The 25,458-nt window shown below is 71.2% G+C and carries 23 protein-coding genes; 14 read left to right on the forward strand and 9 right to left on the reverse strand.

Annotated elements, in window-relative coordinates; all coding sequences use genetic code 11:
* Window positions 1–44: 44 nt before the first annotated feature.
* Window positions 45–1,247, reverse strand: coding sequence for an acetyl-CoA C-acetyltransferase (locus tag ACWD5F_RS38990; RefSeq protein WP_123997700.1), 1,203 nt, complete (start codon window positions 1,245–1,247; stop codon window positions 45–47).
* A 148-nt stretch (window positions 1,248–1,395) separates the two neighbouring features.
* Between ACWD5F_RS38990 and mce the strand changes: the two genes are divergently transcribed.
* The 3 genes from mce (at window position 1,396) to ACWD5F_RS39005 (ending at window position 7,039) form a co-directional block, all read left to right on the forward strand.
* A complete protein-coding gene (mce, locus tag ACWD5F_RS38995) occupies window positions 1,396–1,836 on the forward strand; it encodes a methylmalonyl-CoA epimerase (RefSeq protein ID WP_123997701.1) in 441 nt (146 codons plus the stop codon).
* 230 nt (window positions 1,837–2,066) lie between these two features.
* On the forward strand, window positions 2,067–5,915 hold the full coding sequence (gene scy, locus ACWD5F_RS39000) for a polarized growth protein Scy (protein ID WP_451261006.1): 3,849 nt from the start codon (window positions 2,067–2,069) through the stop codon (window positions 5,913–5,915).
* A 188-nt stretch (window positions 5,916–6,103) separates the two neighbouring features.
* Window positions 6,104–7,039, forward strand: coding sequence for a coiled-coil domain-containing protein (locus tag ACWD5F_RS39005; protein WP_401728820.1), 936 nt, complete (start codon window positions 6,104–6,106; stop codon window positions 7,037–7,039).
* Between the two features lie 28 nt (window positions 7,040–7,067).
* Here the strand turns inward: ACWD5F_RS39005 and ACWD5F_RS39010 are convergent, their stop codons facing one another.
* Window positions 7,068–7,685, reverse strand: coding sequence for a TetR/AcrR family transcriptional regulator (locus ACWD5F_RS39010; protein ID WP_451261007.1), 618 nt, complete (start codon window positions 7,683–7,685; stop codon window positions 7,068–7,070).
* Window positions 7,686–7,821: 136 nt separating this feature from the next.
* On the opposite strand from ACWD5F_RS39010, the gene ACWD5F_RS39015 reads away from it, so the two are divergent.
* The 5 genes from ACWD5F_RS39015 (at window position 7,822) to ACWD5F_RS39035 (ending at window position 13,324) form a co-directional block, all read left to right on the forward strand.
* Window positions 7,822–9,210: an MDR family MFS transporter gene (locus ACWD5F_RS39015; protein WP_451261008.1), complete on the forward strand. Its 1,389-nt coding sequence runs from the start codon at window positions 7,822–7,824 to the stop codon at window positions 9,208–9,210.
* A gap of 9 nt (window positions 9,211–9,219) precedes the next feature.
* Entirely contained in the window at window positions 9,220–10,200 is a 981-nt protein-coding gene (locus ACWD5F_RS39020; RefSeq protein ID WP_451261009.1) for an ABC transporter ATP-binding protein, read from the forward strand.
* Window positions 10,201–10,202: 2 nt separating this feature from the next.
* Window positions 10,203–10,973 (forward strand): ABC transporter permease, encoded by a 771-nt coding sequence (locus ACWD5F_RS39025; RefSeq protein WP_451261010.1) that lies wholly within the window; start codon window positions 10,203–10,205, stop codon window positions 10,971–10,973.
* A gap of 123 nt (window positions 10,974–11,096) precedes the next feature.
* Window positions 11,097–12,455 carry an ATP-binding cassette domain-containing protein gene (locus tag ACWD5F_RS39030; RefSeq protein ID WP_451261011.1) on the forward strand — a complete coding sequence of 453 codons (1,359 nt, stop codon included), beginning with the start codon at window positions 11,097–11,099 and terminating at the stop codon, window positions 12,453–12,455.
* Window positions 12,452–13,324: an ABC transporter permease gene (locus ACWD5F_RS39035; RefSeq protein WP_451261012.1), complete on the forward strand. Its 873-nt coding sequence runs from the start codon at window positions 12,452–12,454 to the stop codon at window positions 13,322–13,324. The genes ACWD5F_RS39030 and ACWD5F_RS39035 overlap by 4 nt, the downstream gene beginning before the upstream one ends.
* A 34-nt stretch (window positions 13,325–13,358) precedes the next feature.
* On the opposite strand, the gene ACWD5F_RS39040 is transcribed toward ACWD5F_RS39035, so the two are convergent.
* A complete protein-coding gene (locus ACWD5F_RS39040; RefSeq protein WP_451261013.1) occupies window positions 13,359–13,700 on the reverse strand; it encodes an ATP/GTP-binding protein in 342 nt (113 codons plus the stop codon).
* A 222-nt stretch (window positions 13,701–13,922) separates the two neighbouring features.
* On the opposite strand from ACWD5F_RS39040, the gene ACWD5F_RS39045 reads away from it, so the two are divergent.
* Entirely contained in the window at window positions 13,923–14,951 is a 1,029-nt protein-coding gene (locus ACWD5F_RS39045) for an LLM class flavin-dependent oxidoreductase (protein ID WP_401728831.1), read from the forward strand.
* Window positions 14,952–15,048: 97 nt separating this feature from the next.
* On the opposite strand, the gene ACWD5F_RS39050 is transcribed toward ACWD5F_RS39045, so the two are convergent.
* Window positions 15,049–15,441: an SCO5389 family protein gene (locus ACWD5F_RS39050; protein ID WP_280880658.1), complete on the reverse strand. Its 393-nt coding sequence runs from the start codon at window positions 15,439–15,441 to the stop codon at window positions 15,049–15,051.
* 256 nt (window positions 15,442–15,697) lie between these two features.
* On the opposite strand from ACWD5F_RS39050, the gene nucS reads away from it, so the two are divergent.
* Complete coding sequence (gene nucS / locus ACWD5F_RS39055; RefSeq protein ID WP_401728833.1) at window positions 15,698–16,369, forward strand: endonuclease NucS; 672 nt, start codon at window positions 15,698–15,700, stop codon at window positions 16,367–16,369.
* Window positions 16,370–16,471: 102 nt separating this feature from the next.
* Here the strand turns inward: nucS and ACWD5F_RS39060 are convergent, their stop codons facing one another.
* The 4 genes from ACWD5F_RS39060 to ACWD5F_RS39075 all read right to left on the reverse strand — a co-directional run bounded on the left by ACWD5F_RS39060 (window position 16,472) and on the right by ACWD5F_RS39075 (window position 21,358).
* Window positions 16,472–18,988, reverse strand: a complete 2,517-nt coding sequence (locus ACWD5F_RS39060) for an ATP-binding protein (RefSeq protein ID WP_451261014.1) — start codon at window positions 18,986–18,988, stop codon at window positions 16,472–16,474.
* 243 nt (window positions 18,989–19,231) lie between these two features.
* Window positions 19,232–19,555, reverse strand: coding sequence for an STAS domain-containing protein (locus ACWD5F_RS39065; protein ID WP_123997713.1), 324 nt, complete (start codon window positions 19,553–19,555; stop codon window positions 19,232–19,234).
* 177 nt (window positions 19,556–19,732) lie between these two features.
* The gene (locus ACWD5F_RS39070) at window positions 19,733–20,581 is read right to left on the reverse strand and encodes a 3-hydroxyacyl-CoA dehydrogenase family protein (protein ID WP_401728835.1); all 849 of its coding nucleotides are present in this window, start codon (window positions 20,579–20,581) and stop codon (window positions 19,733–19,735) included.
* A 135-nt stretch (window positions 20,582–20,716) separates the two neighbouring features.
* Complete coding sequence (locus tag ACWD5F_RS39075) at window positions 20,717–21,358, reverse strand: TetR/AcrR family transcriptional regulator (RefSeq protein WP_401728836.1); 642 nt, start codon at window positions 21,356–21,358, stop codon at window positions 20,717–20,719.
* 80 nt (window positions 21,359–21,438) lie between these two features.
* Between ACWD5F_RS39075 and ACWD5F_RS39080 the strand changes: the two genes are divergently transcribed.
* Genes ACWD5F_RS39080 through ACWD5F_RS39090 form a run of 3 tightly spaced genes read left to right on the forward strand, consistent with a single transcriptional unit; the run spans window position 21,439 to window position 23,585 of the window.
* Window positions 21,439–22,221 (forward strand): ABC transporter ATP-binding protein, encoded by a 783-nt coding sequence (locus ACWD5F_RS39080; protein WP_451261015.1) that lies wholly within the window; start codon window positions 21,439–21,441, stop codon window positions 22,219–22,221.
* 28 nt (window positions 22,222–22,249) lie between these two features.
* Window positions 22,250–22,999, forward strand: coding sequence for an ABC transporter permease (locus ACWD5F_RS39085; protein ID WP_451261016.1), 750 nt, complete (start codon window positions 22,250–22,252; stop codon window positions 22,997–22,999).
* A gap of 13 nt (window positions 23,000–23,012) precedes the next feature.
* On the forward strand, window positions 23,013–23,585 hold the full coding sequence (locus tag ACWD5F_RS39090) for a cob(I)yrinic acid a,c-diamide adenosyltransferase (RefSeq protein WP_451261017.1): 573 nt from the start codon (window positions 23,013–23,015) through the stop codon (window positions 23,583–23,585).
* Here the strand turns inward: ACWD5F_RS39090 and ACWD5F_RS39095 are convergent.
* Window positions 23,502–24,134 carry a hypothetical protein gene (locus ACWD5F_RS39095; protein ID WP_451261018.1) on the reverse strand — a complete coding sequence of 211 codons (633 nt, stop codon included), beginning with the start codon at window positions 24,132–24,134 and terminating at the stop codon, window positions 23,502–23,504. The genes ACWD5F_RS39090 and ACWD5F_RS39095 overlap by 84 nt on opposite strands.
* Before the next feature lie 150 nt (window positions 24,135–24,284).
* Between ACWD5F_RS39095 and ACWD5F_RS39100 the strand changes: the two genes are divergently transcribed.
* Window positions 24,285–25,451: a sensor histidine kinase gene (locus ACWD5F_RS39100; protein ID WP_451261019.1), complete on the forward strand. Its 1,167-nt coding sequence runs from the start codon at window positions 24,285–24,287 to the stop codon at window positions 25,449–25,451.
* The last annotated feature ends 7 nt before the right edge of the window (window positions 25,452–25,458 follow it).

The raw sequence follows: 25,458 nt of genomic DNA on the forward strand, positions 1-25,458 counted from the left end.
GTTCGCAAAAGAGGTAGCGCTGGAAGTACCGCCACAGGTACCACTCAGGCCTTGGCCACCCGGACGATCAGCGCGTCGCCCTGCCCGCCGCCACCGCACAGCGCCGCCGCGCCGACCCCGCCGCCCCGCCGCTTGAGCTCGAGCGCCAGGTGCAGGACGAGCCGGGCGCCCGACATGCCGATCGGGTGGCCCAGGGCAATGGCACCACCGTTGACGTTCACCCTTTCCGGGGACACCCCGAGGTCCTTCATCGACTGGACCGCGACGGCCGCGAACGCCTCGTTGATCTCGATCAGGTCGAGGTCGGAGACGTCCAGGCCCTCCTTCTTCAGGGCGTGCAGGATGGCGTTGGAGGGCTGGGACTGGAGGGAGTTGTCCGGCCCCGCCACGTTCCCGTGGGCGCCGATCTCCGCGATCCACTCCAGGCCCAGCTCCTGCGCCTTGGTCTTGCTCATGACGACCACGGCCGCCGCGCCGTCCGAGATCTGCGAGGCGGAACCCGCGGTGATCGTGCCGTCCTTGGTGAACGCCGGACGCAGCTTGCCGAGCGACTCGACGGTCGTGTCGCCGCGGATGCCCTCGTCCTTGCTGAAGAGCACCGGGTCGCCCTTGCGCTGCGGGATCTCCACCGGGGTGATCTCGGCCTCGAAGACGCCGTTCTTCTGCGCGGCGGCGGCCCGCTGGTGGGACTGGGCGGCGATCTCGTCCTGCTCGGGGCGCGCGATGCCGAGCCGCGTGTTGTGCTTCTCCGTCGACTCGCCCATGGCGATGTTCTCGAAGGCGTCGGTGAGACCGTCGTACGCCATGGCGTCGAGCATCTCGATCGCCCCGTACTTGTAGCCCTCACGGGACTTGGGGAGCAGGTGGGGCGCGTTGGTCATGGACTCCTGGCCGCCCGCGACGACGATCTCGAACTCACCTGCACGGATGAGCTGATCGGCGAGGGCGATCGCGTCGAGGCCCGACAGACACACCTTGTTGACGGTGAGCGCCGGGACGCTCATCGGGATGCCCGCCTTGACCGCGGCCTGGCGTGCCGGGATCTGCCCTGCCCCGGCCTGGAGCACCTGGCCCATGATCACGTACTGCACCTGGTCGCCGCCGATACCCGCACGGTCGAGGGCGGCCTTGATCGCGAAGCCGCCGAGGTCGGCTCCGGAGAAGGACTTGAGCGAGCCGAGCAATCGTCCCATCGGGGTGCGGGCCCCCGCGACGATCACGGAGGTAGTGCTGTTCGTTCCAGACATGAGGTGCGATCCCCTTCCAGCTGCACAGCTGAAGAAGTGAACGAGGGTTTACTTCGAATGTACTGAGCGGTAGTGCACCCCGTCATCGGGCCGTCGGTGTGATCGCGCGCACGTTGCGTAACCACCGCGGTCGCGCTGCACTGACTCCATGCTGACGCGAATCGACCACATCGGGATCGCCTGCTTCGACCTCGACCGGACCGTCGAGTTCTACCGGGCCACGTACGGCTTCGAAGTGTTCCACTCCGAGGTCAACGAGGAGCAGGGCGTCCGCGAGGCCATGCTCAAGATCAACGACACCTCCGACGGCGGCGCCTCCTACCTGCAGCTCCTGGAGCCGACCCGCCCGGACTCGACCGTCGCCAAGTGGCTCGACAAGAACGGCGAGGGCGTCCACCACATCGCTTTCGGTACGGCGGACGTCGACACGGACTCGACGGACATCCGCGACAAGGGCGTACGGGTTCTGTACGAAGAGCCGCGACGCGGCTCCATGGGGTCACGAATCACGTTCCTGCATCCAAAGGATTGCCACGGTGTACTGACAGAACTGGTCACTTCGGCGCCTGTTGAGTCACCTGAGCACTGACCCTCGTACATAAGGGCCGGTAGGGTTGGGGGCGGTCGTCGCCGGAACGTGGGCGGCCGGGTCCTGCCGTCGTCGGCGGGACGGAGCCGGGGTCCGGGTTTCGGGGGGCGAGCGTCGGGCAGCAGCCCGTGCTCCGCCGTTGATCTGACACCATTCCCCGGGGGCCCCGTTCGGCGGATGAACGGAGTTCTTGGAGACAGACGCGACCAGGGGACGGATGGGACCGCGCAGTGCGGGGCTACGAACGCCAGGAGCGAGAGCCGGCGGCTGACGTCGACCACCTCTCTCGGTTCGAGGCCGAGATGGAGCGGCTGAAGACCGAGCGGGAAAAGGCGATTCAGCACGCCGAGGACCTCGGCTACCAGGTCGAGGTGCTGCGCGCCAAGCTGCACGAGGCGCGCCGCACCCTCATGTCCCGGCCGGCATACGACGGCGGGGACATCGGCTATCAGGCCGAGCAGATGCTCCGCAATGCCCAGATGCAGGCCGACCAGCTGCGTCAGGACGCGGAGCGGGAGCTGAGCCAGGCCCGGGCGCAGACCCAGCGCATCCTCCAGGAGCACGCCGAGAACGCGGCCCGGCTCCAGGCGGAGCTGCACCAGGAGGCGGTCACCCGTCGCCAGCAGCTGGACCAGGAACTGTCGGAGCGCCGCCAGACCGTCGAGTCGCACGTCAACGAGAACGTGGCGTGGGCCGAGAACCTGCGCACCCGCTCCGAGTCCCAGGCCCGCCGACTGCTCGACGAGTCGCGCGCCGAGGCCGACCAGGCCCTGGCCGCCGCCCGCGCCGAGGCCGAGCGGGTCGCCACCGAGGCCCGGCAGCGCCTTGAGATGGACGCCGAGGCGGCCCGCGCGGAGACCGAGCAGCTGCTGCGCCGCGCCCGCACGGACGCCGAGCGCCTGCTGAACGCGGCCTCCACCCAGGCCCAGGAGGCCACCGACCACGCCGAGCAGCTGCGCAGCTCGACGGCGAACGAGTCGGACTCCGCCCGCCGTCAGGCGACCGAGCTGAGCCGGGCCGCCGAGTCCCGGATCGCCGAGGCCGAGGCCTCGTTGCGCGAGGCGCGCCTGGAGGCCGAGAAGGTCCTGACGGAGGCCAAGGAGGCCGCCGCCAAGGCGCTCGCCAGCGCCGAGTCGACCAACGAGCAGCGCACGCGTACGGCGAAGGAGCAGGTCGCCCGGCTGGTCACGGAGGCCACGAAAGAGGCCGAGACCACCAAGGCGGACGCCGAGCAGGTGGTCGCCGACGCCCGCGCCGAGGCCGAGAAGATCATCGCCGAGGCCGACGAGCGGGCCCGCACCCTCACCGCCGAGGAGACCGCCTCCCAGCTGGGCAAGGCGGCCAAGACCGCCGAGGAGGTCCTCAACCGGGCCTCCGAGGAGGCCAAGAACACCACGAAGGCCGGTATCGAGGAGGCCGAGCGCATCCGCGCGGAGGCCGAGGCCGAGGCGGACCGGCTGCGCGCCGAGGCGCACGACATCGCCGAGCAGCTCAAGGGCACGGCGAAGGACGACACCAAGGAGTACCGCGCCAAGACGGTCGAGCTGCAGGAGGAGGCCCGCCGGCTGCGCGGCGAGGCCGAGCAGCTGCGCGCCGACGCGGTCGCGGAGGGCGAGAAGATCCGCGCGGCGGCCCGCAAGGAGGCCGTCCAGCAGATCGAGGAGGCGGCCAAGACCGCCGAGGAGCTGCTGTCCAAGGCCAAGCAGGACGCGGACGAGCTGCGTCAGAAGGCCACGACGGACAGCGAGAAGGTCCGCACCGAGGCCATCGAGCGCGCCACCACGCTGCGCCGGCAGGCCGAGGAGACCCTCCAGCGCACCCGGCAGGAGGCGGAGCGGCACCGCGAGGAGGTCACCGAGCAGGCCGAGGGCATCAAGGCCGACGCCGAGCGGGCCTCGCGCGAGTTGCGCGAGGAGACCGAGCGGGGCGTGGAGGCCCGGCGCCAGGAGGCGGCCGGCGAGCTGACGCGGCTGCACACCGAGGCGGAGGAGCGGATCGTCGCCGCCGAGCAGGCGCTGACGGACGCCCGCGAGGAGGCCAACCGGATCCGCCGCGAGGCGGCCGACGAGGCCGAGCGGCTGCGGACCGAGGCCGCCGAAAGGATCCGCACCCTGCAGCAGCAGGCGGAGGCGGAGGCCGAGCGGCTGCGCGACGAGGCCGCCGGCGACGCGTCCGCGTCCCGGGCCGAGGGCGAGGCCGTCGCCGTACGCCTGCGGTCGGACGCGGCGGCGGAGGCCGAGCGGCTCAAGACCGAGGCGCAGGACACCGCCGACCGGGTACGGGCGGAGGCGCTGGCCGCCGCCGAGCGCCTTGGCACGGAGGCGTCCGAGACGCTGGCCGCCGCGCAGGAGGAGGCCAACCGGCGCCGCCGCGAGGCCGAGGAACTGCTCGGCGCCGCGCACACCGAGGCCGACCAGGAGCGCGAGCGGGCCCGCGACCAGAGCGAGGAGCTGCTGGCCTCGGCGCGCAACCGCGTCGAGGAGGCGCAGGCCGAGGCGGTCCGGCTGGTCGAGGAGGCCGACCGGCGCGCCAACGAGATGGTGTCGGCCGCCGAGCAGCACGCCCAGCAGGTACGGGACTCCGTGGCCGGGCTGCACGAGCAGGCGCAGGACGAGATCGTCGGGCTGCGTTCGGCCGCCGAGCACGCGGCGGACCGCACCCGGCGCGAGGCGGAGGAGGAGTCGGACCGGGTCCGCGCCGACGCCTACGCCGAGCGGGAGCGGGCCACCGAGGACGCCAACCGGGTCCGGCGCGAGGCACGCAACGAGACGGACGCGGCCAAGGCGCTGGCCGAGCACACGGTCGGCGAGGCGATCGCGGAGGCGGAGCAGCTGCGCTCGGAGGCCTCGGAGTACGCCCAGCGGGTGCGTACGGAGGCGTCGGACTCGATCGCGGAGGCCGACCAGGCCGCCGCGCGGACGAGGGCGGACGCCCGCGAGGACGCCAACCGGATCCGTTCGGACGCGGCGAACCAGGCGGACACCCTCATCACCGAGTCGCGCAACGAGGCGGAGCGGCTCACCACCGAGACGATCACCGAGGCGGACCGGGTGCGGTCCGAGGCCATCTCCAAGGCGGAGCGGCTCATCGCGGACGCCACCGGGGACGCGGAGCGGCTGCGCGCCGAGGCCGCGGACACGGTCGGGGCGGCCCAGCTGCACGCCGAGCGGACCCGCGCCGAGTCCGAGCGCGTCAAGTCCAACGCCCGCGAGGAGGCCGAGCGGGTCACCTCGGCGGCCCGCGAGGAGGCCGAGCGCACCCTCGACGAGGCCCGCAGGGACGCCAACAAACGGCGCTCGGACGTCGCCGAGCAGGTCGACACCCTCATCACGGAGACCACGGCCGAGGCCGACAAGCTGCTCACCGAGGCCCAGCAGCAGGCGCACCAGACCACCGCCGACGCGGAGGGGCAGGCCGACTCCATGGTGGGCGCGGCCCGCACGGAGGCCGACCGGCTGGTGTCGACGGCGACGGTCGAGGGCAACTCGCTGGTGGAGAAGGCCCGTACGGACGCGGACGAGCTGCTCGTCGGTGCCCGCCGGGACGCCACCTCGATCCGGGAGCGCGCGGAGGAGCTGCGCGACCGGATCACCGGCGAGATCGAGTCGTTGCACGAGCGGGCCCGGCGCGAGTCGGCGGAGACGATGCGGTCGACGGGCGACCGCTGCGACGCGCTCATCAAGGCGTCCGAGGAGCAGCTGGCCAAGGCGCAGGCGAAGGCCAAGGAGCTGGTGTCGGAGGCCAACTCGGAGGCGGGCAAGGTCCGGATCGCCGCGGTGAAGAAGGCCGAGGGGCTCCTGAAGGAGGCCGAGCAGAAGAAATCGGCCCTCGTGAAGGAGGCGGAGGAGCTCAAGGCGGAGGCGATCCGCGAGGCCAAGCACACGGTCGAGGAAGGAAAGCGCGAGCTGGAGATCCTTGTGCGCCGGCGCGAGAACATCAATGCCGAGATCTCCCGTGTCCAGGACGTCCTGGAAGCGTTGGAGTCTTTTGAGACTCCGTCGGCCGGCAAGGACGGCGGAGTCAAGACGGGCGCTACGGTGGGGGCCCCTCGATCGAGTGGCAAGTCGTCAGACGGCTAGCCCGGCAAGCGAGTTCGGTTCAGGTACCTTCTGGGGCCTTTGGCCGGATCTTTGGCAAGTCGTCCACAGGTTAGCCACTCAAAAGGGGTGTCATTCTCCAGATCAAACACGTATCCGCTCGATGACACACCGCTTCGGCCCCTAGGATTCCCCCTATCACCTCACCGGTCTCATTTGACAGGAACCCCATGAGCGACACTTCCCCCTACGGCTTCGAGCTAGTGCGGCGTGGGTACGACCGCGCTCAGGTGGACGAACGGATCTCCAAGCTCGTCTCCGACCGTGACAGCGCTCTCGCCCGTATCACCGCCCTGGAAAAGCGCATCGAGGAGCTCCATCTCGAAACGCAGAACGCCGCGGCCCAGGTAAGCGACGCGGAGCCGTCGTACGCCGGTCTCGGCGCGCGGGTCGAGAAGATCCTTCGCCTCGCCGAGGAAGAGGCCAAGGATCTGCGCGAGGAGGCCCGGCGCGCGGCCGAGCAGCACCGCGAACTCGCGGAGTCCGCTGCTCAGCAGGTCCGCAACGACGCAGAATCGTTCGCTGCGGAGCGCAAGGCGAAGGCCGAGGACGAGGGCGTCCGGATCGTCGAGAAGGCGAAGAGCGACTCCGCCCAGCTGCGCGGCGAGGCCCAGAAGGACGCACAGCAGAAGCGTGAGGAGGCCGACGCTCTCTTCGAGGAGACCCGCGCCAAGGCCGCCCAGGCCGCCGCGGACTTCGAGACGAACCTCGCCAAGCGCCGCGAGCAGTCGGAGCGCGACCTGGCGTCCCGTCAGCAGAAGGCCGAGAAGCGTCTCGCGGAGATCGAGCACCGCGCGGAGCAGCTCCGGCTCGAGGCGGAGAAGCTGCGCACGGACGCCGAGCGTCGTGCCCGCCAGACGGTGGAGACGGCTCAGCGCCAGGCCGAGGACATCGTCGCCGACGCGAACGCCAAGGCCGACCGGATCCGTTCGGAGTCCGAGCGCGAGCTGGCCGCCCTCACCAACCGCCGCGACAGCATCAACGCCCAGCTGACGAACGTCCGCGAGATGCTCGCGACGCTCACGGGTGCCGCGGTGGCCGCTGCCGGTTCGCCGGTCGAGGACGAGCCCATCTCCCGTGGGGTTCCGGCCCAGCAGTCCCGGTAAGCACCGGCTTCGCTGACGAACAGCGCGATCAGAGGCCCGTACCGTCTCCCCCGGAGGTACGGGCCTCTGGCGTGTCCGGCCGTCCGGTCAGGGGCAGGAAGACGTCGTCGACGATCCCGACGAGGACGTGGTCCTCGATCGGGGTCCGGCTGAGCAGCATCTCGTAGCGCAGCAGGGCGGCCGGCACCGAGACGACCCGGGCGGGCAGGTCGGCGGTGGCGATCTCGCCGCGCTCGGCGGCCCGCTCCAGCAGGGTGCGCATGATGTCCGGCATGATCCCGAAGGTCGCGGGGTCCAGATCGGGCGCCTCGCCCAGGAGTCCGACCACGACGTCCGTCCCCATGTCCCGTTGCCGTTCCGCCATCAGCCGCAGGACGGTCAGGACGTCCGCGCGCAGCTCGCCGGTGTCCGGGACGTGGTCCGTGATCGTCCCGAAGCGGTGCGGCAGGGCCGCCTTGACCAGCTGGGCGCGGTTGGGCCAGCGCCGGTAGAGGACCTGCTTGCCGGTCCGGGCCCGGGCGGCGACGCCCTCCATGGTGAGCCCGGCGTAGCCGACGGCCGCCAGCTCCGCCCAGACGGCGTCCAGGATGTCGGCCTCCAGGGCCGCGCCCCGGCGCCGCGTGGTGCTCCCGCTGTCGGCGGTCATCGGCCATCCCTTCGAGGGACCTCGTGTCCCGAGCGATCGTGCGTCCTGAGAAACCCCGCACCTTAAGAGACCTTGCGTCTCCTACGAGACTAACCTACGGTCGATTAGAGACGCACCGTCTCTAAAAGAGCGACCCGTGCCCGAGGAGCCCGCCGTGCCCGCCACCACCGCGCCCCGCCCCGCCCCCGAACGCCTCGATCCCGCCGTCCTCCGGCTCGCCGGGATCCTCGTGCTCGGCGCCCTCGCGGCCCTGCTGGACAGCACGATCGTGTCCATCGCCATCGACACCCTCGGCCGCGAACTGCACACCACCACGGCGACCGTGCAGTGGGTGAGCACCGGCTATCTGCTGGCGCTGGCCACGGTCGTGCCGGTCTCCGGCTGGGCGGTGGAGCGGTTCGGCGCCCGGCGCGTCTGGCTCGGCGCGCTGCTGCTGTTCCTGGCCGGGTCGGCGCTGTGCGGACTGGCCTGGAACGTCGGCGCGCTCATCGTCTTCCGGGTGGTCCAGGGCATCGGCGGCGGACTGCTCCTCCCGGTCCTGCAGACCCTGGTCGTCCGGGCCTCGGGCGGCCGCAACCTCGGCCGCCTGATGGCCCTGATCACCCTGCCCGTCGTGGTCGTACCGATCCTCGGCCCGGTCCTCGGCGGCCTGATCGTCGGCCACCTCAGCTGGCGCTGGATCTTCTACGTCAATCTGCCGATCTGCCTCGTCGCCCTGGCCCTCGCCTGGCGCGGGGTCCCCGAGGACGAACCGGGCCCGGCGCCGCGTATCGACGTCCTGGGCCTGCTGCTCCTCTCCCCCGGGCTGGCGACCCTGATCTACGGCCTCTCCGAGAACGGCCTCGCCCGCGCGGTAGGGCTCCCGGTGGGCGCGGTCCTCGTCGCCGGCTTCGTGGTCCACGCCCTGCGCTCCAAGGCACCGCTCGTCGACGTCCGGCTGTTCCGCGACCGCGCCTTCGCCGTCTCCTCGGCGCTGATGTTCCTGAACGGCCTGACGCTCTTCGGCGGGATGTTCCTGCTCCCCCTCTACTACCAGCAGTCCCGCGGCGAGAGCGTGATCGCGGCCGGTCTGCTGCTGGCACCGCAGGGCCTGGGCAGTCTGCTGGCCCGCGTCACCGGCCCGCTCACCGACCGGGTCGGCCCGCGCCCGGTCGTCGTGGCCGGCCTGCTCCTGACCGCCCTCGGCACCCTCCCCTTCGCCTTCCGGCACCCCGCCCCCGCCCTGCTCCCCGCCGCCCTGGTCGTCCGGGGCCTGGGCATGAGCGCCGCCAACATGGCCGTGATGGTCGGCGCGTACGAGGGCCTGGAACCCCGCCGGATCCCCGACGCCGGCACGACGATCCGCGTCCTTCAGCAACTCGGCGGTTCCTTCGGCACGGCCGTCCTCGCGGCGCTCCTGACCCGTGGCACGGGAGCGACCGCGTTCCCGCACACCTTCGCGTGGACGACCGTGTTCACGGTTGTTGCCTGTGCCGTCGGACTTTGTTTGCCCGTCCGGGTGGCATCGGCCGAACCGTCCCTTTAGCGTGGCCGCATGATCGAGCTCGAGGGGCTGACCAAGCGGTACGGCGAGAAAGTGGCGGTCGACAACCTCACCTTCGCGGTGAGACCAGGAATCGTGACCGGTTTCCTCGGGCCGAACGGCGCCGGCAAGTCGACGACGATGCGCATGATGCTCGGGCTCGACCGGCCGACGGCGGGTGACGTCCGTATCGACGGCGAGCACTACGACCATCTCAAGGACCCGCTCAAGTACATCGGCGCGCTGCTCGACGCGAAGGCCATGCACGGCGGGCGCAGCGCGTTCAACCACCTGCTCTGCCTCGCGCAGAGCAACGGCATCCCCAAGAGCCGGGTCTCCGAGGTGCTGGACACCGTGGGGCTCACCTCGGTGGCCAAGAAAAAGGCCAAGGGGTTCTCGCTGGGCATGGGACAGCGGCTCGGGATCGCGGGGGCGCTGCTCGGGGATCCGCGGATCCTGATGTTCGACGAGCCGGTCAACGGGCTCGACCCCGAGGGCATCCACTGGATCCGCAACCTGATGAAGTCCCTTGCGGGGCAAGGGCGGACGGTGTTCGTCTCCAGCCACCTCATGAGCGAGATGGCGCTGACGGCCGATCACCTGGTCGTGATCGGACAGGGCCGGCTGCTCGCGGACACCTCCATGGCGGACTTCATCCAGCAGAACTCCCGTTCCTTCGTCCGGGTCCGCTCCCCGCAGCGCGAGCGGCTGCTCGACGTGCTGCACGAGGCCGGCGTCACCGTCGTCGAGTCCGGCAGCGGCACGCTGGAGGTGGACGGCGGCAAGGCCGAGCGGATCGGCGAGCTGGCCGCGCAGCACCAGATCGTGCTGCACGAGCTGAGCCCCCAACAGGCCTCCCTGGAGGAGGCGTTCATGCAGCTGACCGCGGAGTCGGTCGAGTACCACGCGCACTCCGACGACCCCTCCGCCGCGACACCGGAAACCCCGGCGACCCCGCGGCAGCCGTGGGGCGACGACTGGAAGAGGAGCTGACCATGGCGGCGACCCAGGTCGTACGGTCCGAGTGGACCAAGATCAGGTCGGTGGCCTCGACGGTGTGGACGCTCTCCCTCGCCGTGGTCGTCACCATCGGTCTCGGCATGCTGATCTCCGCGCTGTCGGCGAACGACTTCGACAACCTGAGCCGGAACGACAAGCTCTCCTTCGACCCGACGTTCATCAGCTTCGCCGGCATGAGCCTCGGCCAGCTCGCGATGATCGTGTTCGGCGTGCTGGTCGTCTCGAACGAGTACAGCACCGGCATGATCCGCACCTCGCTGGCCGCCGTACCGCAGCGCGCCACCTTCCTCTTCAGCAAGATCGCCGTCGCGTCCGCTCTCGTCCTGGTCGTGGGCCTGGTCACCAGCTTCGTCACCTTCTTCCTCGGACAGGCGATGCTCGGCTCGCACAAGGCGTCCATCGGCGACTCGGGCGTGCTGCGGGCGGTGATCGGCGGCGGGCTGTACATGACCCTGATCGCGCTGTTCTCGATGGGCGTGGCCACGATGCTGCGCTCGCCGATGCTCTCGCTGGGCATCCTGATGCCGTTCTTCTTCCTGATCTCCAACATCCTGGGGAACGTCTCGGCGACGAAGAAGATCGGCCAGTTCCTGCCCGACCAGGCCGGCAGCAAGATCATGCAGGTGGTCACCCCGATCGACGACGACACCCCGTACGGCCCCTGGGGCGGCCTCGGAATCATGGCCCTGTGGGTGCTCGCGTCGATCATCGGCGCCTACGTGCTGCTGAAGAGGCGTGACGCCTAGTATCGGAGGCGGACGGCAACCTTTTACTTGCCCTTGAGCGGAACCGTCAGCGCCTCGGTATCCTCCTAACCCTTACGGGGGGCGTGTGCCCCGCTGTCCTGAACCTTTCGATGGGTGCGGAGCATGATCGAGGCAGTCGGCCTGACCAAGCGCTACGGCGACAAGACCGCTGTGTACAACCTCTCCTTCCAGGTGCGGCCCGGCGCCGTCACCGGGTTCCTGGGGCCCAACGGCTCGGGCAAGTCGACGACCATGCGCATGATCCTGGGCCTCGACAACCCCACCGCGGGTCAGGTGACGATCGGCGGCCACCCCTACCGCAACCTGCCCAACGCGCCCCGCCAGGTGGGCGCCCTGCTCGACGCCAAGGCCGTGCACGGCGGCCGGTCCGCCCGCAACCACCTGCTCTGCCTGGCCCAGTTGTCGGGCATCCCGGCCCGCCGGGTCGACGAGGTGCTCGGCGTGGTCGGTCTGCACGAGGTGGCCAGGCGGCGCTCCAAGGGCTTCTCGCTCGGTATGGGACAGCGGCTCGGCATCGCCGCCGCGCTCCTCGGCGACCCCCAGGTGCTGCTCTTCGACGAGCCGGTCAACGGCCTCGACCCCGAGGGCATCCTGTGGGTGCGCAACCTGATGAAGGCGCTCGCGGCGGAGGGCCGTACGGTCTTCGTCTCCTCGCACCTGATGAGCGAGATGGCGCTGACCGCCGACCACCTCATCGTGATCGGACGCGGTCAGCTACTGGCCGACATGGGCGTCCGGGACTTCATCGCGGCGAACTCCGCCGGCTTCGCGCGCGTGCGCACCCCTGACACCGAGCCGCAGCTGCGCGAGAAGCTGACCTCCGCGCTGACCGAGGCGGGCGGGCACGTGATGTCCGAGCACGACGGCGCGCTGAGGGTGACCGGGCTGCCGCTGCCGAGCATCAGCGACATCGCGCACGACACAGACGTACGCCTGTGGGAGCTCTCGCCGCACCAGGCCTCGCTGGAGGAGGCGTACATGCGGATGACGCAGGGCGCGGTCGACTACCGCTCGACGGTCGACCAGAAGGCGGGCCTGATGCAGCCGCTGCCGCCCGGCGCGCAACCGCCGATGCCGGTGCCGGGACAGGGCCAGCCGGACTGGTACGCCCCGCCGTCGCCGCAGCAGGGCGGCCAGCCGTTCGCGATGCAGCCGGGACAACCGGGCCCGTACGGCGCCGGGCAGCCGCCGGCGGGCGCGTACGGCGCCCCGGGCGCCCCCGCCGCGGACGCACCCAACCCGTACGCCCAGCAGGCGCCGCAGGCGCCCCAGGCGCCCGCCTCGGCCCCGTCCGCCACGCCCGCGCAGCCCGCGGCCGTCCCGACGACGTCCGCCGACCCACGGTCGGCCACGCCAGGCACGGCACCCACCGCCACGCCCGCCCCGCCGGCTCCCGTCGCCGCGTCCGCTCAGCCCGCGCAGCAGCCCGCCGACCTGACCAAGCCCGAGGACGCCCGATGAGCACGCCCCAGACCCCGATGCCGCAGGTCGCCGGAGCCGAGTGGCAGGCGGTGCCCGGTTCGCCGTATCCCAGCTACACCTCGCCGATCCCCGTGACGCCTACGCACCTCGGGAACGCGATCGCCTCGGAGTGGACCAAGATCCGGTCGGTGCGCTCCACGATGTGGACGCTCGGTGTGTTCGTGCTGCTCGTCGTCGGCATCGGGATGCTGGTGGCCACGTTGGTCGCCGCCAACTCGGGCGACGCGGACCTGTCCGGCGAGAACCCGCTGTCGTTCGGGGTCTTCGGGCTGCTGCTCGGCACCATGTGCATCATCACGCTCGGCGTGCTGACCACGGCCTCGGAGTACGGCACGGGCATGATCCGGACCACGATGACCGCGTGCCCGACCCGGGGCCGGGTGCTCGCGGCGAAGGCGATCGTCTTCTTCGTCGTGGCCTTCAGCGTCACGTTCGTGTCCGTGCTGCTGGTCGCGCTGGCGGACGTGGCCCTGCTGGACGGCGCCCGGACCCCGAGCAGCACGGAGTGGCTGAAGGGCACCCTCGGCATCTCGCTCTACATCGCGCTGCTCGGCCTGCTCTCGCTGATCATCGGCTCGATCATCCGGCACTCCGCGGGCGCGATCACCATCATGATCGGCCTGGTGCTGGCCCCGCTGGTGATCGCGCTGTTCATGTTCTCCTCGGCCCTGGAGGGCCTGCGCCAGGCGCTGTTCGACTACTCGATCCCGAACCAGCTCAGCGTCTTCTACACCGACGCCCTCAGCGACTCCGGGCCCTCGGGCTGGGAGCCGCTGTGGATCGCGGTGGGCGTGACGGCCGTGGCCTTCGCGGGCGCGGTCGCGCTGCTCCAGAAGCGGGACGTCTGAGCCGTAGAAGAGGCCCGGCGGCCGCGCGACGGGCCTAGAACTTCGGGCTGTTCCTGGACCGCTGCACCCGTGTGGTGCGGCGGTCCTTCGCGTTCCAGCACGCCTTGTGCCAGTGGCGGCGGTCGTCCACGCCCGAGTGCTCCGGCCAGGCCACCACGTGCGGGACGCCGGAGGGGATCAGCTGGTCGCAGCCGGGACAGCGGTACGTCTTCCCCTGGGCGCTCGCGCCCGCGACATGGCGCACGCTCCACTCCTCGCCCTGCCAGGTCTCCGTCGACTGCCAGCCGCCGTACCGGCCTGACCGCTCGTCGTCGGCGCCGCCGCCGGACGAATTCGACGGATCGGATCCCTTGGGTCGGTTGCGACGCGGGGACACGGAACACCTCACGGGGCTATACAGGAAGCATGTGTCCGCTCCAGCCTACGGGGCGCGAGCAGGGGTACGCGTAGGGCACCAATCATCTCAAGTCCCCCTCGCCGTGACGCATTCTGCAGACAATCCGCAAATCTCTTCGCCAGGCCGTGTCCTCGGCACGTGTCGTCCGGTTATGCCCGGTGGGGGAGCTCCATGTCGGAGCCAAGGAAGCAGGAAAGAGCGATGCACGTAGGAAGTTTCGTGTTGGCGGCCCAGTTCCCGGGGCAGGGCCAGGGGGAGGCCCTGCACCGCGCGGTCCGCTCGGCGGAGATCGCGGAAGAGGTCGGGCTCGACTCGGTCTGGCTGGCCGAGCACCACTTCGTGCCGTACGGCACCTGCCCGTCGGCGATCACCCTGGCCGCGCTGCTGCTCGGCCGCACCAGCCGCATCCGCGTCGGTACGGCGGTCAGCGTGCTGCCCACCGTCCACCCCGTGGCCCTCGGCGAGCAGGCCGCGCTGCTGCACGTCACCTCCGGCGGACGCTTCTCGCTGGGCGTGGGGCGCGGCGGGCCGTGGGTCGACCTGGAGGTGTTCGGCACGGGTCTGGCCGCGTACGAGCAGGGGTTCCCGGAGTCACTCGATCTGCTGCTGCGCTGGCTGCGCGAGCCCTCGGTGGCGGGCCCCGGCGGGCGGTTCGCCTTCCGTGAGGTGCCGGTCGTGCCGCGGCCCTCGGAGTCCCTGTCGGAGGCGGCGGGACCCGAGGTCGTCGTGGCGTGCACGTCCCCGGCGAGTGTGCGGCTGGCCGCCGAGCGCGGGCTGCCGATGCTGCTCGGGATGCATGTCGGGGACGAGGAGAAGGCCGAGATGATCGCCCTGTGGCGGCAGTACGCGCGCGCGGCCGACCGTCCCGCCGACGAGATCCTCGGCGCGGCCCATGTCTCGGCCGGCGTCTGCCAGATCGCGGACCGGCGCACGGACGCGGTGGAGGCGCTCACCAAGGCGATGCCGGGCTGGCTGAAGCAGGGGCTCGACGCCCATGTCACGGTGGACGGCCGGGCCCGGCAGATGCGCGACCCGCTGGCCTACACGGAGTTGCTCTGCGGACTGCATCCGGTGGGCACGCCCCGGCTGTGCGCCGACCGGCTCGCGGCGACCAGCGAGCGGACCGGCATCACCCGCTTCGCCCTGCTCGTCGAGGGCTCGGGCGATCTGGCGGCCACCGAGGAGAACGTACGGCGGCTGGGCACCGAAGTGCTCCCGCAGCTCGACTGACCGTGGACGGATCCCAACTGCCCCGCCCGGCGTGGAACTTGCCGCTCCGTACTGAAATGCACCTCCCGCGTACGGAGCGGCAAGTCGGTGGTGCGACTCAGCAGTCCCTGAACTCCGGGGACTGGTTGAGCAACTGACTGCGCACCGAGGTGAAGCGGGCCAGCGTCTCGTCGACCGAGGCGTCCAGCGGGAACACCGCCACCCGGTGGCAGTTCTGGAAGGCCAGCCGTACACCGAAGTGGCGTTGCAGCGCGCCGCGTATCGCGTCACTCGCGAGCGCACGCAGCAGCTGACCGCGTGCCTGCTCGTCCGGCGGCGGCGTCTGGTTGTCGGCGAAGTTACCGCCGTCCACCTTCAGCTGGGCCACCAGGGAGCTGATCATCTCCCACGCGTAGGGCAGGGAGGTCCGGACGCAGTCGACGAATTCCGCTTCGTCGACCTCGCCTCGCTCGGCCTGTTCGAGTAGGGCCGGTGAGACGTCGAGCGACATGGGTTCTCCTCTCAGACCCCTGTAGTCCACAGGGGTTCCCGGACAGGTAAGGGAGTTCGCGATACCGAACACGCTGCGTACACGTTTCGCGACCTCCCGTTTACTACGGTAAGCAACCGACCGTGACGGCACCAGGCGAATGCGTACATGCGGAGACCTCGTTAGACCCACAATCGGCCATATATGAACAGGGGTTGTCTCGGGTCTTCCGGGGCGAATCGCGTGGACCACTGCCCGTCGAGTAGCGTTGCCGACCATGCGTCTCGTCATTGCCCGTTGCTCCGTCGACTACGCGGGCCGGCTCACCGCCCACCTCCCCGCGGCACCCCGCCTGATCCTGGTGAAGGCGGACGGCAGCGTCTCCATCCACGCGGACGACCGCGCCTACAAGCCCCTGAACTGGATGTCGCCGCCCTGCACCCTCAAGGAGGGCACGGGCGACGAGGAAGGCGTCTGGACGGTCGTCAACAAGGCCGGCGAGAAGCTGATCATCACGATGGAGGAGATCCTCCACGATTCCTCGCACGAACTCGGCGTGGACCCGGGCCTGATCAAGGACGGCGTGGAAGCACACCTTCAGGAACTGCTCGCCGACCGCATCGACACCCTCGGCGAGGGCTACACGCTCATCCGCCGCGAGTACATGACGGCCATCGGCCCGGTCGACATCCTGTGCCGGGACGCCGAGGGGCAGACCGTCGCGATCGAGATCAAGCGGCGCGGCGAGATCGACGGCGTGGAGCAACTCACGCGCTATCTCGAGCTGTTGAACCGCGATCCCCATCTCGCCCCGGTCCGCGGCATCTTCGCGGCCCAGGAGATCAAGCCCCAGGCCCGCGTCCTCGCCACCGACCGCGGCATCGGCTGCACGGTCCTGGACTACAACGCCCTGCGCGGCATCGAGGACGACAAACTCCGCCTGTTCTGAGGCCTGTTCCGCCACCTCTTCCGACCGAGACACAGCCACTTCTACGACAGTGAGGGCCGGGTCCGTGGACAACGGACCCGGCCCTCATGCGTCGTGTCTGCCTCAGATCACGTCGGCCGAACCGCTCGCGGTGCCGGACTCCGGCGCGGACGCCGAACCGGTGGTCTCCGCGGGGGCACTTGAGACCGGGCCACTGGCCGTGTCGGTCGTGGTCGGCTCGGTCGGTGTCGTCGACGGCGTCCCGGTGGGCGTGCCCGGGTCCGTCGGCGTGCCCGGATCGGTCGGCGTACCGGGATCCGTGGGCGTACCGGGATCCGTCGGCGTCGTCGAGGGAGTGTTCGACGGCGGCTTCGACGAGGACGAGTGCGACGGCGAGTGCGACGAACCGCCCTGCGTCCCGCTCGGGTCGTCGGACGGCTTGGACGTGTCCGACGGCGGTGTCGGGTCGTCGGACGTGCCGAAGGTGCCGTCGGGGCCCGGGTCGGTCGGCCGGCTGGTCGCCGTACCGGTGTCGCCCTTGCCGTCGCCGCTCGTCGGCAGGTCGGCGCCCAGGCTGCCGTCCTCGAGGCCCTGGCTCGCGGACGGGTCGGGGCCGACCTGGTTCGACGGGTTGTCGGCGTCGTTGTTGGACGTGGCGCCGAGCGTCACCACCGTGCCGAGCACGGCCGCGAGCAGGGCGCCCGCGCCGGCCGCCACGAGGTTGCGCCGGGCCAGGCCCCGCAGGCCGCCGCGGCGGGCCCTGGAGGGGCCGGGGGTCGCGGAGCGGTGGGTGACCAGCGTCGTGCCGTCGCCGCCCGGCGGCAGCGCCAGGACGACCGCGGGGACACCGCCGGGCGGCGACTGCGACTCCTCGGAGCGCGCGTCCGGCACCTCCTCGGCCGCGGTCGAACCGAAGCCCGGCGTGGTGCCGGTCCGGTCGGCGACCAGGGCCAGGGCCCGGCGGCCTGCGACGGTGCCGCGCTTGTCGGCGACCGCGCCGCGCAGGCCGACGGCGGCCTCCAACTCGGCGCGTGCCTGGTCGAACTCTCCGCCGCAGAGCGCGAGAATACCCAACTCGTGGTGGAAGTAGGCCTGTTCCGACGCCTCGCCGGACAGCCCGGCGGCCTGGACACCGGACCGCAGGGCCCGCTCCCAGGCGCTCCAGTGCAGCCCCGCGGCGAACGCGGGCGCCGCCGTGCGGGCCAGCTGGACGGTGACGCTCTCCTCGTCCTCGGCGGGCGCCGTGGTGCCCGGCACCAGGAGGTCCAGGGCGGTGAGCAGGGCGTCGGCCTCGGCGCACACCCGTTCCGGGGTGACCGAGGGGTGCCCGGCCCACCAGGCGTAGTGCCGGGCGGCGGCCAGGGCCTGCGTCTCGGCGTCGTCGCCGTATCCGGCGGCCACCAGCTGGGCGGCCACTCCGGCGGCGAGCCGGTAGCGGGTGCCGACCGGGGTGACCAGGCCGCAGCCCGCGAGTTCACCGAGGGCGGCGTCCGCGTGGGTGTCGCCGACCAGCGCCGGCAGATGGGCCTGGTGCGGCACCTCGCCGCCGAGCGCGACGGCGAACCGCAGGGTGGCGCGGGCCGAGGCGCTGAGCCGGGCCGCGAGCAGCGGGGCGGGCGCGGCGGCCTCGCCGAGGGACGGCAGGGGCACCTCGTCGCCGGGCTCGGTCTCGAAGGGCGCGTCCACCGGGAGGGCGTCCGCGAAGACGCCGAACTCGTCGACCGCGCCGGTGCCGTTGCGGATCCGGTCGCGCTGGCGCAGCAGGGCGCCGGCCTGGACGAAGCGCAGCGGCAGGCCCTCGGACTCGAACCAGACGTCGCCGGCCCAGTTGGCCTCCTCCTCGGTGAGGACCCGGCCGACGGCGCGCTCCAGGATCTCCACGCTGCCCGCGCGGTCGAGGCCGGCCAGGAAGACCTCCTCGACGGACGAGTCGACGGAGGGCGCCGGTACGTCGGGCGTCGCGGCGATCAGGAAGGCGCACTCGGGTGTCGCGTCCAGCAGGTCGTCGAGCGCGGCGCCGCCGAACTCGAGGTCGTCGAGGACGACGACCGCGCCGATCTCCCGGACCAGGGCGCGCACCTCGTCGGGGGCCGGCCGGTACAGGGGCGCGTTGTAGACGGCGTAGAAGAGGTCGTGGAGCAGGTCGTCGGCGGTGCGGTGGAAGCCGTCGAGGCGGACGACGCCGTCGGGGGCGAGGTCCTCGCAGTCCTCGGCGACCAGGTCGAGCAGGCTGGTGCGGCCGGAGCCGGCGGGGCCGGTCAGCAGCACCGAGCGGCCGCGCGCGAGCAGCCGCACCAGGCGCTCGCGGTCGTCCTGGCGTTCCAGCAGAGGCAGGGCCGGTCGGGTCTGTCCCGGTGGGACGGGCGGCCGGGCGGCGCGGTCCGTCTCGACGCGCTCGTCGGCCGTGAGCTTGGCGGGCCGTCCGGGGCGTTCGCTGGGCGGGCAGGCCTCTATCTCGCTGCCGTCCACGGGATTGACGGTGAGCAGGTAGTCGCCGGTGACGAGCTGCACCGTGCGCGCGAGCGCGGGTGCGGGCTGTCCGAAGTCGGTGGTGAGGGGTTCCCTGGGCGGGCGCTGACGCGGCGGGCTGCCGTCGGCGTCATGGCCGTACTCCTCGGGTCCCCGGTCGTTCGGGTCCATAGGTTTCAAGCCCCCCAAAAGCGCTCGTGTGCTCTTCAAGCCCCTCCCGGCCTTGCCGCACACCACGCTGTCGCTTCTGGTCCGGTGCCCACACGAGGGATCAAGGTGGCGGGCAGGCGAACCCTAAACCTTCGCACAGTATGTCCGACAGCCCGGGGTACCGCGCCGCCCGAGACGTCACAGTCTCGTGAGGATTGCGCGCGCCCGGTGTTTCGCGCCCCGCCCGTCCGCCCGCGCCGCGCGTCACACGCGGGGCAGTGACTCCACGCCGATGCCGCCCTCGATCGCCAGGATCCGGTGCAGCCGGGTGGCCACCAGCAGGCGCTGCATCTGCGGCGGTACGTCGCGCAGCACCAGACGCCGGCCGCAGCGGCCGGCCCGTCGGTGGACACCCATGATCACGCCGAGTCCGGTGGCGTCCCAGGAGTCCAGCTCGGACAGGTCCAGCACCAGATCGCCGACTCCGTCGTCGACGGCCGAGTGCAGGACCGTACGGGCGTCCGCCGCGCTGCGGACGTCGAGGCGGCCCCCGACGACCAGCTCGGCGTGGTCGCCCCTGATGTGCATATGCGCTCCCCGTGAGTGCGGTGGTGTGTCCTCGTACTCCGTGACGGTGGCTGTGCAACGTCTGACTGCTTCAGCGGCGGACAGGTTGCCGTCTGTAAGCGAACCGATACCGAATTCACCCCAGAGAGTGATGCCTCTGGGGACTGTGCGGTTTCAGTGGCGGTACGTACGGGTGTTTCAGTACGTGTAGAAGCCCTGCCCGCTCTTGCGCCCGATGTCACCGGCGTCAACCATCCGGCGCATCAGCTCCGGCGGCGCGAACTTCTCGTCCTGCGTCTCGGTGTAGATGTTGCCGGTGGCGTGCAGCAGGATGTCGACGCCGGTCAGGTCGGCCGTGGCCAGCGGACCCATGGCGTGGCCGAAGCCCAGCTTGCAGGCGAGGTCGATGTCCTCGGCGCTCGCCACGCCCGACTCGTAGAGCTTGGTCGCCTCGACGACGAGCGCCGAGATGAGACGGGTCGTCACGAAGCCGGCGACATCACGGTTGACGACGACGCAGGTCTTACCGACGGACTCGGCGAACTCCCGCGCGGTGGCGAGGGTTTCGTCGCTCGTCTTGTACCCGCGGACCAGTTCGACGAGCTGCATCATCGGCACCGGCGAGAAGAAGTGCACGCCGACCACCCGCTCGGGGTGCTCGGTGGCCGCCGCGATCTTGGTGATCGGGATGGCGGAGGTGTTGGACGCCAGCACGGCATCCGGGCGCACGATCTTGTCGAGCGCGCGGAAGATCTCGTGCTTGACCTCCAGCTTCTCGAAGACGGCCTCGACGACGAGGTCGGCGTCCGCGGCGGCGTCCAGATCGGTGGTCGCGGTGATCCGGCCGAGGGCGGCGTCGGCGTCGTGCGCCTCCAGCCTGCCCTTGCTGACGAACTTGTCGTACGACGCCTTGATGCCGTCGGTGCCACGCTTCAGCGCCTCGTCGGTGACGTCCCGGAGGACCACCTCCCAGCCCGCCTGCGCGGCGACCTGGGCGATACCGGAACCCATCAGACCGGCGCCGATGACGGCCAGCTTCCGTGCCACTGTGCGACTCCCCTTTTGAACGCCTTACACGCTGTTTAGTTGCCTCTTCGGCGGACCTTAGCGCTCGTGAAGCGCTGTGTGACCGGTAAGTAACGCGCGTCACGTCTCATCTGACGGACATCACACCGGCACGGGTCACGGGGCGCCACGGACGGCGTAGTTGAGCACCTTCTCGCCCAACAGCTCCTCGATCTCGTCGAGGAGGACGAGCACTTCTCGTGACACTACGTCCGGATTGCGCCCGGCGAGCATCGCGCGGCCGACGCTCACCATGACCATCTGCTGGACCCAGCAGATCTGACCGGCGATCAGGCCGGGCAGCGGGTCGTCCGCGGCGGCGCCCACCTCTTCACGAAGGGTCGCTTCGAGGTGGTCGAGGATCTCCTGCTGGAGCGTCCACAGCCGCGAACGCAGGGGCGGGGCCTCGTGGATGACGCGCATGAAGCGGCCGTAGCCCGCCATGAGACCGACCCGCGGCGAGACCACCTCGACCTCGGCACGGAGTTCGCGCAGCACGGCCCGGGCCGCCGACTCCCCCGCGTCCCGGCCGCGCACCCAACGGGAGGTCCGCTCCACCACCTCGACGGAGCGGTCGAGGAAGAGGTCCTCCTTGGCGGGGAAGTAGTTGTAGACGGTGTTGACCGAGACGTCGGCCGCCTCCGCGATCTCCGCGATGGTCACCTCCATGAACCCGCGCTCCAGGAACAGCCCGGTGGCCATGTCCGAGATGCGCTGCCGCGTCTCGCGCTTCTTCCGCTCCCTGAGCCCTTCCGCCATGGTCCACATCCTAACTTCGATGGACCCTATGAAACTTTGGGGTCATTGCAAACTTTCAGAGACTCTGTTTTTCTAGGGCCATGCCCATCATCAGTACGGCCTCACTGGCCCGTACCTTCCAGACCAGGCTCGGCCCGGTGGCGGCCGTGCGCGGTATCGACCTCGCCGTCCGGGAGGGCGAGATCCTCGGCCTCCTGGGCCCGAACGGCGCCGGGAAGACGACCACCCTCCGCATGCTCACGACCCTCCTCGAGCCCACCGGCGGCGCCGCCACCATCGCCGGCCGCGACCTCGCCACCGACCCGACCGGAGTGCGCCGGGTCTGCGGATACGTGGCCCAGTCGGGCGGCGTCGACCCGCAGATCTCCGTACGGGAGGAACTCGTCACGCAGGGGCGCCTGTACCGGCTGTCGAAGGATCAAGCGGCGGCGCGGGCGCGGGAGTTGGCCGACTCCCTCGGCCTCACCGATCTCCTCGACCGCAGGTGCGGCACGCTCTCCGGCGGTCAGCGGCGGCGCCTGGACATCGCGCTGGCGCTCGCCCACCGCCCGAAGGTCCTGTTCCTCGACGAGCCCACGACCGGCCTCGACCCCGGCAGCCGCGCCGACCTGTGGGACCTGATCCGCGGACTGCGCGACGAGCACGGCACGACCGTCTTCCTGACGACCCACTACCTCGACGAGGCCGACGCCCTCGCGGACCGGCTGGTGATCGTCGACAAGGGCGTCGTCGTGGCCGAAGGCACGCCGAGCGCCCTGAAGCTGCGGTACGGCGGCTCGATCGACGCCACCCTCCAGGACACCTTCCTCGCGATCACCGGCCGCGGCCCCGCCCCGGCCGACGCCGCCCCCGTAGCCGTATGACCGACCCGAACCGCCCTACAGGAGACCGATGTTCGTCCACGACACCGCGCTGATCTACGGCCGCTATCTGCGCCAGTCCCTCCGCTCACGGTTCGCGCTGCTCTTCGGGTTGTTGATGCCGTTGCTGTATCTGCTGTTCTTCGGTCCGCTGCTCACCGGGCTGCCGCTCGGCGGTCGAGGCAGCTCCTGGCAGGTGCTCGTGCCGGGGCTGCTGCTTCAACTCGGGCTGTTCGGGGCCGCGTTCGCGGGGTTCTCGGTCATCGTCGAGAACGGGCAGGGGGTGGTCGAGCGGATGCGGGTGACGCCGGTCAGCCGGCTCGCGCTGCTGCTCGGCCGGGTGCTGCGGGACGCCACGGTCCTGATCGTCCAGGCGGTCCTGCTGGTGCTGGCGGCGGCGGTGATGGGACTGCGCGCACCGCTGGCCGGCGTACTGATCGGGTTCGCGTTCGTCGGTCTGCTCACCGTCTCGCTGGGCTCGCTGTCGTGCGCCCTGGCGATGCGGGTCTCGACCCCGCAGGAGTTCGGCCCGCTGGTCAACGCCGTGACCCTGCCGTCGATGCTGCTGTCCGGTCTGATGCTCCCGATGACCCTGGCCCCGGGCTGGCTGGACCTGCTCTCGCGCGTCATGCCGCTGCGCTATCTGGTGGACGCGGTGCGGGACGCGTACGTCGGCTCGTACACGAGCGCCGCCATGCTCCACGGGGTCCTGGTGGCCGTCGCCTTCGCGACACTGACCGTGACGGTGGGCACACGCGTGTTCCGGACCGCCGGGGCGTAACTACGCTGGCCCCATGGTCAATCTGACGCGCATCTACACCAGGACCGGCGACCAGGGCACCACCGCCCTCGGCGACATGAGCCGGGTCGCCAAGACCGATCTGCGGATCTCCGCGTACGCCGACGCCAACGAGGCCAACGCGGTGATCGGCACGGCGATCGCGCTGGGCGGCCTGGACGAGGAGATCGTCAAGGTCCTCGTCCGCGTCCAGAACGACCTCTTCGACGTGGGCGCGGACCTGTCGACGCCGGTGGTGGAGAACCCGGAGTTCCCGCCGCTGCGCGTCGAGCAGTTCTACGTCGACAAGCTGGAGGCCGACTGCGACCGCTTCAACGAGGAACTGGAGAAGCTGCGCTCCTTCATCCTCCCCGGCGGCACGCCCGGCGCAGCCCTGCTCCACCAGGCCTGCACGGTCGTACGGCGGGCCGAGCGGTCGACATGGGCCGCGCTGGAGGTCCACGGCGAGGTCATGAACCCCCTCACCGCGACCTACCTCAACCGGCTATCGGACCTGCTCTTCATCCTTGCGCGCACGGCGAACGCGAGTGTCGGGGATGTCCTGTGGGTCCCCGGCGGAGAGCGCTGACCCGGTCTCGGATTCCTTCTCCGGGCGCTGCTTGGGCCAGATCACGTACGTCAGCGCGATCAGGCCGTGGATGCCGGCGGCCCTGAGCGCCACCCACTGGAAGCTGCGCAGGGACGAGGTGTCCCCGTCGCCGACGTACCGGATGGCGGCCTGGAGCAGGGCACAGGCGACGGCGGCCATCAGGACCGTGCGCAGCCACAGCCGGCCCTCGTGCAGGGCCCGGGCCGCCCCGTAGCGGGGCGGCTTGGGCGGGCGCGGGGCGCCGGCCAGGCGATGGGCGGCGTGGCCGTCCAGCCAGCGGATCGTGTAGTGGCCGTAGGCGACGGTGAAGCCGATGTAGAGGGCGGCGAGGCCGTGTTCCCAGCTCGGTTCGGCGCCGTTCTTCAGGTCCACGGCCGTCACGACGAACAGGACCAGTTCGAGGACCGGCTCGCACAGCAGCAGCGCCACGCTCGTGCGGCGCATCCTGAGCAGGTAGCGGACGGCCAGCCCGGCGGCCAGCAGCACCCAGAACCCGACCTCGCAGGCGATGATCAGCGCGACGATCACGATGTGCTCCCTTCCTTCCCTTCCAGGCTCCCGGCAGCCGCCGGACGGTTCGTCGTCGCGAGTGACGAAGTCGCGGTACATCGAACGATGCAGTTCGGGACCCTTCCCGGGGAGCAGGCGGGCGGCGCGTGTGCCGTGTTGGATGGAGTCATGGCCGTGACGCTCCCCCGCCCGCACCGCGACGACGTACGCATCGCCGTCGGGGGCCTGCTCGGCGGACTGCTCGTCTGGTCGGTGAGCGTCGGCATCCGGGCGCACGACGACCCCATCGTCCGCTGGCACGGCCACTGGCCGATCCTGGTGCCGCTGGTGGTGATGGCCGGCTGCGAGCTGCTGCGCCGGACCCGCCCCCGTACGGGCCTGCTGATCGGCGTGGCCGCGCTGACCGTCGACACGATCACCCAGGGCAACCTGGCCACCCTCGTGATGTTCACGGACCTCGTCTACGCCGGGGTCCTGTACACCCCGCCCGCCACCGCCCGCCGGGTGCTGTGGATCAGCGGGCTGACGACAGTGGTCGCCACCGTGCTGCCCCTCGCCACCCTGCGCAAGCCCGAGGCGCTGCTGATCGGGGTGGCCGTCGGTCTTGTGGCGTTCACGCCCGCGGCCACCGGCTGGATCGTCCGCAACCACCGTGACGCCGCCGACAGCGCCCGGCTGCGCGCCGAACAGACCGCGCTGCTGGCCGAGATGGACCGCGTCCAGGCGGTGACCGCCGAACGCGCCCGGATGGCACGGGAGTTGCACGACATGGTCGCCAACCACCTGTCGGCGATCGCCATCCACTCCACGGCGGCGCTCTCGCTCGACGACCCGAAGACGTCCAAGGACGCGCTGGCCGTCATCCGGGAGAACAGCGTCGAGGGGCTGGCCGAGATGCGCCGGCTGATCGGCATCCTGCGGACCGGGGACGGCACGCCCACCGCGACCCCCACCCTGGACGGCGTCGGCGCCCTCGTCGACACCGCCCGCGCCAACGGCCTCGACGTCGTCCTCGACACCGACCACGACCAGGTCCCGGCCCCGGTCGAACTCGCCGCCTACCGGATCGTCCAGGAGTCCCTGACCAACGCGCTCAAGCACGCCCCGCCCGGCCGGGTCACCGTGGGGCTGGCCCAGCGGGACGGCGTCCTCGACGTCCGTGTGACCAGTCCGTACGGCGACCGGGAGGGTCCGCGCGCCCCGGGTTCCGGCGCCGGGCTGGTGGGGATGCGGGAGCGGGCCGCGCTCCTCGGCGGCACCTTCGAGGCGGGCCCCACCGGCGCGCGGTGGGCCGTGCACGCCACCCTCCCCCTGTCCGAAGGAACCTCCGCATGATCCCCGA

The organism is Streptomyces sp. NPDC002499 (assembly GCF_053595415.1).

Coding starts and splice junctions, on each gene's coding strand:
- mce (WP_123997701.1), top strand. CDS start 1,396: ATGCTGACGCGAATCGACCACATCGGGATCGCCTGCTTCGACCTCGAC.
- ACWD5F_RS39025 (WP_451261010.1), top strand. CDS start 10,203: ATGGCGGCGACCCAGGTCGTACGGTCCGAGTGGACCAAGATCAGGTCG.
- ACWD5F_RS39085 (WP_451261016.1), top strand. CDS start 22,250: ATGTTCGTCCACGACACCGCGCTGATCTACGGCCGCTATCTGCGCCAG.
- ACWD5F_RS39090 (WP_451261017.1), top strand. CDS start 23,013: ATGGTCAATCTGACGCGCATCTACACCAGGACCGGCGACCAGGGCACC.
- ACWD5F_RS39075 (WP_401728836.1), bottom strand. CDS start 21,358: ATGGCGGAAGGGCTCAGGGAGCGGAAGAAGCGCGAGACGCGGCAGCGC.
- ACWD5F_RS39010 (WP_451261007.1), bottom strand. CDS start 7,685: ATGACCGCCGACAGCGGGAGCACCACGCGGCGCCGGGGCGCGGCCCTG.
- ACWD5F_RS39045 (WP_401728831.1), top strand. CDS start 13,923: ATGCACGTAGGAAGTTTCGTGTTGGCGGCCCAGTTCCCGGGGCAGGGC.
- ACWD5F_RS39060 (WP_451261014.1), bottom strand. CDS start 18,988: ATGGACCCGAACGACCGGGGACCCGAGGAGTACGGCCATGACGCCGAC.
- ACWD5F_RS39020 (WP_451261009.1), top strand. CDS start 9,220: ATGATCGAGCTCGAGGGGCTGACCAAGCGGTACGGCGAGAAAGTGGCG.
- ACWD5F_RS38990 (WP_123997700.1), bottom strand. CDS start 1,247: ATGTCTGGAACGAACAGCACTACCTCCGTGATCGTCGCGGGGGCCCGC.
- nucS (WP_401728833.1), top strand. CDS start 15,698: ATGCGTCTCGTCATTGCCCGTTGCTCCGTCGACTACGCGGGCCGGCTC.
- ACWD5F_RS39065 (WP_123997713.1), bottom strand. CDS start 19,555: ATGCACATCAGGGGCGACCACGCCGAGCTGGTCGTCGGGGGCCGCCTC.
- ACWD5F_RS39005 (WP_401728820.1), top strand. CDS start 6,104: ATGAGCGACACTTCCCCCTACGGCTTCGAGCTAGTGCGGCGTGGGTAC.
- ACWD5F_RS39035 (WP_451261012.1), top strand. CDS start 12,452: ATGAGCACGCCCCAGACCCCGATGCCGCAGGTCGCCGGAGCCGAGTGG.
- ACWD5F_RS39080 (WP_451261015.1), top strand. CDS start 21,439: ATGCCCATCATCAGTACGGCCTCACTGGCCCGTACCTTCCAGACCAGG.
- ACWD5F_RS39050 (WP_280880658.1), bottom strand. CDS start 15,441: ATGTCGCTCGACGTCTCACCGGCCCTACTCGAACAGGCCGAGCGAGGC.
- ACWD5F_RS39030 (WP_451261011.1), top strand. CDS start 11,097: ATGATCGAGGCAGTCGGCCTGACCAAGCGCTACGGCGACAAGACCGCT.
- ACWD5F_RS39100 (WP_451261019.1), top strand. CDS start 24,285: ATGGCCGTGACGCTCCCCCGCCCGCACCGCGACGACGTACGCATCGCC.